Raw genomic sequence first — 5585 nt, forward strand, 5'->3', positions numbered from 1 at the left:
GGATTACTCCGGCCCTTATCACGGTTATGACGGCTTCGCCATCTTCGCTCGTGATATGGACTTGGCACTTAACAGCCCAACCTGGTCATTAATTGGCGCTCCTTGGAATGAAAAAGCTCAGGCTAAGAAGGCTGAAGCTAAGGCTAAGGCTGCCGTCTAGGGAAATGGGAGAGAGCGATAAGTAAGGATAACCTGGGGCTAAAACCCCAGGGGGGAGTTGGGAATCCAAAATTCAAAATTGAAAGATTAAAATTTCTTTTGATTTTTGCATTTTGAATTTTGAATCATATTCCCACTCCCTACTCCCCACTCGCACCTCAATTAGTAAAGAATTCAGTAAGCTTGGAGTCCAGAAGAAATGCCTCAGAATCCAGAAAAAATTCAAGATCACGTCGAGTTATTCCACCAGCCTGAGTACCAACAGCTATTTGAAAACAAAAAGCAGTTTGAAAACGGTCATGAAGCCGAAGAAGTACAACGGGTTGCAGAGTGGACAAAGGGTTGGGATTATCGTGAAAAGAACTTCGCTCGTGAAGCTTTAACCGTTAACCCTGCTAAAGGCTGCCAACCACTAGGAGCAATTTTTGCTGCTGTTGGTTTTGAAGGTACTCTACCTTTCGTTCAAGGTTCTCAAGGTTGCGTTGCTTACTTCCGCACCCACTTAACCCGTCACTACAAAGAACCATTCTCTGGTGTATCTTCTTCAATGACTGAAGATGCAGCCGTATTTGGTGGTCTGCAAAACATGATCGACGGCTTGGCGAACTCTTACCAACTCTACAAGCCCAAGATGATCGCTGTCTGCACCACCTGTATGGCAGAAGTAATTGGTGATGACTTACAAGCCTTCATCAACAACGCTAAGAATGCTGGTTCAGTTCCTCAAGATTTCCCAGTACCTTACGCTCACACCCCTAGCTTTGTTGGTTCTCACATCACTGGTTACGACAACATGATGAAGGGAATTCTTTCTAACTTGACCGCAGGTCATAAGAAAGAAACCAGCAATGGTAAAATCAACATCATCCCAGGTTTTGACACCTATGTAGGCAACAACCGCGAAATCAAGCGGATTGCTTCTTTGTTCGGCTTTGACTACACAATTCTAGCCGACAACAGCGACTATCTGGATTCACCAAACACAGGTGAATTCGATATGTACCCAGGTGGAACAAAGCTAGAAGATGCAGCAGATTCAATCAATGCGAAAGCTACGATCGCTCTGCAAGCACACTCTACCCCCAAAACCCGCGAGTACATCGAGAAAGAATGGAAGCAACCAACCTCAGTTTCCCGTCCTTGGGGCATTAAGGGTACTGATGAATTCTTGATGAAACTCAGCGAATTGAGCGGTATCCCCATTCCCGAACAATTGGAAATTGAACGCGGTCAGGCAGTTGATGCCATGACTGACTCCCACTCATGGATTCACGGCAAGCGCTTCGCTATCTACGGCGAACCAGATTTAGTATACAGCGTAGTTGGCTTTATGCTAGAAATGGGTGCTGAACCTGTGCATATCTTGGTTCACAACAGCAACGAAGTATTTGAAGCAGAAATCAAAGAATTGCTTGCTTCTAGCCCCTTCGGTCAACATGCAACTGTTTGGCCTGGTAAGGACTTGTGGCACATGCGTTCATTGTTGTTCACCGAACCAGTAGATTTCTTAGTTGGTAACACCTACGGTAAGTACCTGTGGCGCGACACCAAGATTCCCCTCGTGAGAATCGGCTACCCCATCATGGATCGCCACCACCTACACCGCTATGCCACCATTGGTTATCAAGGCGTGATCAACCTCCTCAACTGGACTGTAAACACCCTGTTTGAAGAAATCGATCGCAACACCAACATTCCTTCTAAGACAGATATTTCCTACGACTTGATTCGTTAGAAATTGCGTAGAAACACAACGTGTTAATTAAGGGCGGGGAATAATTCGTAATTCGTAATGACGCTCGGAGACTCGCTACCGCTTCGCTAACGTAATTCGTAATTATGGATTATTCCCCCCTTTTTCTTAATAGCATTTACCCAAGGAATTGATAAATGGAAACCATCAATCACACTCACGAACATACTCACACTCATCCTCATCCTAATTACCATCCACCTAACCAGAAAAAACGAGGATGGTTCAACAATCTTCTTAATCCGTTGCGCCGTGTAGTGGATGGAATTCAGGTTAAAAATAATCGCATCGCTCATCTAATTTGCCAAACAATTCCTTGTTGTTGTCCCTTTGAGCGACAAATTAAATTATTTGGGAAGTGTATTGATATTCCACCACTATGTAAACTCAATCCTTTATATGACGAATTTGTAGGATTGCGTTTCCGCGCTCTATCTTACCTGACCGATGTATGTGGAGAAGATGTCACAAAATACATTTGTTAGTCATTGGTAGAGACGCGATTAATCGCGTCTGTACAATAGTCATTGGTCATTAGTTGTTAGCTATTCAAAGGACAAATGACAAATGACAAAGGACAATTAACAATTAAGAGAAGAGAGATGAAAAGCACCCAAGGCAAAATCAACGAGCTGCTGACTGAGACAGGATGCGAACATAATCAGCACAAACAAGCAGAAAAGAAAAATAAGTCATGCGCTCAACAGGCACAACCTGGCGCGGCTCAAGGGGGCTGCGCCTTTGATGGTGCAATGATTGCTCTAGTGCCGATCGCAGATGCTGCTCATTTAGTCCACGGGCCGATCGCCTGTGCTGGTAATTCCTGGGGCAGTCGTGGTAGTCTTTCGTCTGGCCCTCAACTCTACAAAATGGGCTTTACCACTGACTTGGGTGAAAATGATGTCATCTTCGGTGGCGAAAAGAAACTCTACAAAGCAATTCTGGAACTTCACGAACGCTACCAACCAGCAGCAGTATTTGTTTACGCCACTTGCGTTACAGCCTTAATTGGCGATGATATGGATGCTGTCTGCAAAGCTGCGGCTGAGAAAATTGGTATTCCTGTTGTTCCCGTCATTGCCCCAGGATTCATCGGCAGTAAAAATCTCGGCAACCGTTTTGGTGGTGAATCTTTATTAGAATATGTTGTCGGAACAGCAGAACCGGAACATACAACGCCCTATGATATAAACTTAATCGGCGAATACAACATCGCCGGGGAAATGTGGGGAGTAACACCACTGTTAGAAAAATTAGGCATCCGTATTCTGTCTAAAATTACGGGCGATGCTCGCTACAATGAAATTCGCTATGCCCACCGCGCCAAGCTCAACGTCATGATCTGCTCGCGAGCGCTGCTCAATATGGCGAGAAAGATGGAGGAGCGTTACAACATCCCTTACATTGAAGAGTCTTTCTACGGCATCGATGATATGAATCGCTGTCTGCGAAATATCGCCGCTAAATTAGGCGACGCTGATTTACAGGAGCGGACAGAAAAGCTAATTGCAGAAGAAACGGCTGCTTTAGATTTGGCATTGGCTCCTTATCGCGCTCGGCTAAAAGGTAAGCGGGTTGTTTTATATACTGGTGGTGTCAAGAGTTGGTCGATTATCTCGGCTGCTAGAGACTTAGGCATTGAAGTTGTTGCTACCAGTACTCGGAAAAGTACTGAAGAAGATAAAGCCAAAATCAAGAAGTTGATTGGCAACGATGGCATCATGCTGGAGAAAGGCAACGCTCAAGAATTGCTACAACTGGTTAAAGACACTCGCGCAGATATGCTGATTGCTGGTGGACGTAACCAATACACAGCTTTGAAAGCTCGGATTCCTTTCCTTGATATCAACCAAGAACGCCACCATCCTTATGCAGGTTATGTGGGAATGATTGAGATGGCGCGGGAACTGTACGAAGCTCTATATAGCCCGATTTGGGAACAAATACGCAAACCCGCTCCTTGGGAAGAAGAGGAGGAAGTTTAATGGCGGCTATATCCTCGTTCCCAGACTCAGGCTGGGAACGCATTCCTGAAGGCTCTGCCTTCTTTATACAGATGAGGCAGAGCCTCATTGTCAGCATTCCCCGGCGGAGCCAGGGAACGAGAAAGTCCGCCCTGGAGGAGGTAGTTTAATGGCGATCGTTACCGCTTCTAACAAAGCACTGACAGTTAATCCCCTCAAGCAAAGTCAAGCTTTGGGCGCAACCTTAGCCTTTTTGGGATTGAAAGGGACAATGCCCTTATTCCACGGTTCTCAAGGTTGTACTGCTTTCGCCAAAGTTGTGCTAGTGCGGCATTTCCGGGAAGCGATTCCCCTAGCTACCACAGCGATGACGGAAGTCACTACAATCTTGGGTGGTGAAGAGAATGTGGAGCAAGCAATTCTCACTCTGGTGGAAAAGGCTAACCCAGAAATTATTGGTTTATGTAGTACTGGGTTAACGGAAACTAGAGGCGATGACATTGAAGGTTTTCTGAAGGAAATCCGCGATCGCCATCCCGAATTGAATAATTTAGCGATCGTTTTTGCACCTACCCCAGATTTTAAAGGTGCGTTGCAAGATGGCTTTGCTGTTGCTGTCGAAAGCATAGTTAAGGAAATTCCTCGCGCGGGTGGACTCAGAACTGAACAAGTCACAGTTTTGGCGGGTTCTGCCTTCACGCCTGGGGATGTACAGGAAATCAAAGAGATAATCACATCCTTTGGACTAGTGCCGATCTTTGTACCTGACCTTGGCGCTTCTCTAGATGGACATTTAGAGGATAATTATAGTGCGGTTACAGTCAGTGGGACTACCTTAAAACAGCTACGAGAAGTAGGTAGTTCTGCTTTTACCCTGGCATTGGGTGAAAGTATGCGGGGTGCTGCCAAAATTCTGGAAGAGCGCTTTGGCACACCTTATGAGGTGTTTGGCGAACTGACAGGATTAGAACCAGTAGATGAGTTTATCCAAGCATTGGCGATTCTGAGCGGTAATAGCGTACCCGAAAAATACCGCCGCCAACGTCGTCAGTTGCAAGATGCGATGCTGGACACCCACTTTTACTTCGGTGCAAAACGAGTTTCCTTAGCACTGGAACCAGATTTGTTGTGGTCAACGGTGCATTTCTTGCAATCGATGGGAGCGCAAATTCATGCAGTGGTGACAACCACGCGATCGCCTCTCTTAGAAAAACTCCCAGTTAAAAGCATCACCATCGGCGACTTAGAAGACTTTGAGAGTTTAGCAGGTGGTTCTGATTTGCTGATTGGTAACTCCAATGTGGGTGCGATCGCAAAACGCCTCTCGATTCCTCTTTATCGTCTAGGACTGCCCATTTATGACCGCTTAGGTAATGGTCAATTTACCAAAGTTGGCTATCGAGGCACGATGGAACTTTTGTTTGGCATAGGCAACCTGTTTTTAGAGGCAGAAGAAGCGAGAGTTAAACAGTTCCAAGAATTCGGAACTGTGAGCGCAGAGTTTTGAATTCACACTTGAAATTCAAAACAGTTCAGTTAAGAGTTGATCCTCTCTAACCCTCCTTTTTAAGGAGGAATAGAGCCAGCCTTAAATTAGCCCCCCCTTTTTAAGGCTACGGTGTACACACGAGGGCTTTCGCTCAGAACACGAGGACTTTCGTTCAGAACACGAGGACTTTCGTTCAGAACACGAGGGCTTTCGTTCAGAA

The 5585-nt window shown here is 45.8% G+C and carries 4 protein-coding genes; all 4 read left to right on the forward strand.

Translation table 11 applies throughout. The features are described from left to right. Nucleotides 1–358: 358 nt before the first annotated feature. The 4 genes from nifK to nifN all read left to right on the forward strand — a co-directional run bounded on the left by nifK (nucleotide 359) and on the right by nifN (nucleotide 5383). On the forward strand, nucleotides 359–1894 hold the full coding sequence (gene nifK / locus RMY27_RS26785; RefSeq protein WP_322667903.1) for a nitrogenase molybdenum-iron protein subunit beta: 1536 nt from the start codon (nucleotides 359–361) through the stop codon (nucleotides 1892–1894). Nucleotides 1895–2049: 155 nt separating this feature from the next. After that, nucleotides 2050–2397, forward strand: a complete 348-nt coding sequence (locus RMY27_RS26790) for a Mo-dependent nitrogenase C-terminal domain-containing protein (protein WP_322667904.1) — start codon at nucleotides 2050–2052, stop codon at nucleotides 2395–2397. Nucleotides 2398–2514: 117 nt separating this feature from the next. Continuing rightward, nucleotides 2515–3897, forward strand: a complete 1383-nt coding sequence (nifE, locus tag RMY27_RS26795) for a nitrogenase iron-molybdenum cofactor biosynthesis protein NifE (RefSeq protein ID WP_100900530.1) — start codon at nucleotides 2515–2517, stop codon at nucleotides 3895–3897. A 148-nt stretch (nucleotides 3898–4045) separates the two neighbouring features. Beyond that, nucleotides 4046–5383: a nitrogenase iron-molybdenum cofactor biosynthesis protein NifN gene (nifN, locus tag RMY27_RS26800; RefSeq protein WP_322667905.1), complete on the forward strand. Its 1338-nt coding sequence runs from the start codon at nucleotides 4046–4048 to the stop codon at nucleotides 5381–5383. Nucleotides 5384–5585 lie beyond the last annotated feature (202 nt).

The organism is Nostoc sp. DedQUE09 (assembly GCF_034530915.1).
Lineage (GTDB): Bacteria > Cyanobacteriota > Cyanobacteriia > Cyanobacteriales > Nostocaceae > Nostoc.